This window comes from Mucilaginibacter gossypiicola (genome assembly GCF_900110105.1).
In the GTDB taxonomy this organism is placed as follows: domain Bacteria; phylum Bacteroidota; class Bacteroidia; order Sphingobacteriales; family Sphingobacteriaceae; genus Mucilaginibacter; species Mucilaginibacter gossypiicola.
In genome coordinates this window covers 1-2,520 of the sequence record NZ_FOCL01000025.1, presented here as the reverse complement: position 1 = coordinate 2,520, position 2,520 = coordinate 1, and the positions used below count along the sequence as shown (strand labels likewise).

Genomic DNA, 2,520 nt, shown 5'->3' with positions numbered 1-2,520 from the left:
GATAGTAGGATAGTGGTATCCTGAGTACCGCGAGGTCGGAGACGCCTTGTGGGAATTTGCCGGCACCATCCGGTAAGGCTAAATACTCCTGAGAGACCGATAGTGAACCAGTACCGTGAGGGAAAGGTGAAAAGAACCCCGAACAGGGGAGTGAAATAGAACCTGAAACCGTGTACTTACAAGCGGTCGGAGCCAGCAATGGTGACGGCGTGCCTTTTGCATAATGAGCCTACGAGTTACTCTTCCCTGGCAAGGTTAAGTGTTTAAGACACGGATCCGAAGCGAAAGCGAGTCTGAAAAGGGCGTATAGTCAGGGGAGGTAGACGCGAAACCTTGTGATCTACCCATGGGCAGGTTGAAGGTGCCGTAACAGGTACTGGAGGACCGAACCGATAAACGTTGAAAAGTTTCCGGATGACTTGTGGGTAGGGGTGAAAGGCTAATCAAACTGGGAAATAGCTCGTACTCCCCGAAATGTTTTTAGGAACAGCCTGGCGGTTGAGTTATAAAGAGGTAGAGCTACTAATTGGGTGCGGGGGAGTCAAATCCTACCAAATCCAGATAAACTCCGAATGCTTTATAATATACGCTGGAGTGAGGCTATGGGTGCTAAGGTCCATGGCCGAGAGGGAAAGAACCCAGACCATCAGCTAAGGTCCCTAAATTATTGCTAAGTTGAACTAACGAGGTCCGATTGCACAGACAGCTAGGATGTTGGCTTGGAAGCAGCCATTCATTTAAAGAGTGCGTAACAGCTCACTAGTCGAGCGATCGGGCATGGATAATAAACGGGCATCAAGCAGTATACCGAAGCTATGGATTCATATTTATATGACTGGTAGGGGAGCATTCTATTTGTCGGAGAAGCAGGAAGGTAACTGACTGTGGAGGGAATAGAAAAGCAAATGTAGGCATAAGTAACGATAAGGCGGGAGAGAAACCCGCCCACCGAAAGACTAAGGTTTCCTGATCAACGCTAATCGGATCAGGGTTAGTCGGGGCCTAAGGTGAAGCCGACAGGCGTAGCCGATGGACAACTGGTTAATATTCCAGTACTTTTTATTACTGCGATGCGGTGACGGAGTAGTGACACTGACGCGAACTGACGGAATAGTTCGTTAAAGGCTGTAGGTATAAGACGTGTAGTTAAGTACGCATGTTTTGCTGAAAGCTGATAGTATACAGAATCTTCGGAGGATGTAATAGTTCAGGTAATCAGACTTCCAAGAAAACCCGCTAAGCTTCAGGTAATAAAAACCCGTACCGTAAACCGACACAGGTAGTCGAGGAGAGAATCCTAAGGTGCTCGAGTGAATCATGGCTAAGGAACTCGGCAAAATGGCCCTGTAACTTCGGGAGAAGGGGCGCTGGCAGCAATGTCAGCCGCAGTGAAAAGGCCCAGGCGACTGTTTAACAAAAACACATGGCTATGCAAAATCGAAAGATGACGTATATGGCCTGACACCTGCCCGGTGCTGGAAGGTTAAGAGGGGATGTTAGTCGCAAGGCGAAGCATTGAATCGAAGCCCCAGTAAACGGCGGCCGTAACTATAACGGTCCTAAGGTAGCGAAATTCCTTGTCGGGTAAGTTCCGACCTGCACGAATGGTGTAACGATCTGGGCGCTGTCTCAGCCATGAGCTCGGTGAAATTGTGGTATCGGTGAAGACGCCGGTTACCCGCAACGGGACGGAAAGACCCCATGCACCTTCACTATAGCTTAACATTGATATCGGATACAGGATGTGTAGGATAGGTGGGAGACTGTGATGTGGCTTCGCCAGGAGTCATTTAGTCAACGTTGAAATACCACCCTTTCTGTATTTGGTGTCTAACTCTACAATGTGGAGAACATTGTTTGGCGGGTAGTTTGACTGGGGTGGTCGCCTCCAAAAAGGTAACGGAGGCTTTCAAAGGTAAGCTCAGTACGCTTGGTAACCGTACGCGGAGTGCAATAGCATAAGCTTGCTTGACAGTGAGACAGACAAGTCGAGCTGGGTCGAAAGACGGATATAGTGATCCGGTGGTTCTGCATGGAAGGGCCATCGCTCAAAGGATAAAAGGTACGCTGGGGATAACAGGCTGATCTCCCCCAAGAGCTCATATCGACGGGGAGGTTTGGCACCTCGATGTCGGCTCGTCACATCCTGGGGCTGGAGAAGGTCCCAAGGGTTGAGCTGTTCGCTCATTAAAGTGGCACGCGAGCTGGGTTCAGAACGTCGCGAGACAGTTCGGTCCCTATCTGTTGTGGGCGTAGGAAGTTTGAGTGGGGCTGACCTTAGTACGAGAGGACCGGGTTGGACTAACCTCTGGTGAATCTGTTATGCCGCCAGGTGTACTGCAGAGTAGCTACGTTGGGAATAGATAAGCGCTGAAAGCATCTAAGTGCGAAACTAGCCACAAGATGAGACTTCCATTGAGGGTCGTAGGAGACTACTACGTTGATAGGTTACAGGTATAAAGGTGGTGACATCATAGCCGAGTAATACTAATTGCCCGAAGCTTTCTTCAGATAGAAATA

General features: G+C 49.3%; 1 rRNA gene. It reads left to right on the top strand.

The features are described from left to right. Positions 1 to 2,511: ribosomal RNA gene (locus tag BMX50_RS34130) — 23S ribosomal RNA — on the top strand; the annotation flags it as partial. Positions 2,512 to 2,520: the final 9 nt, after the last annotated feature.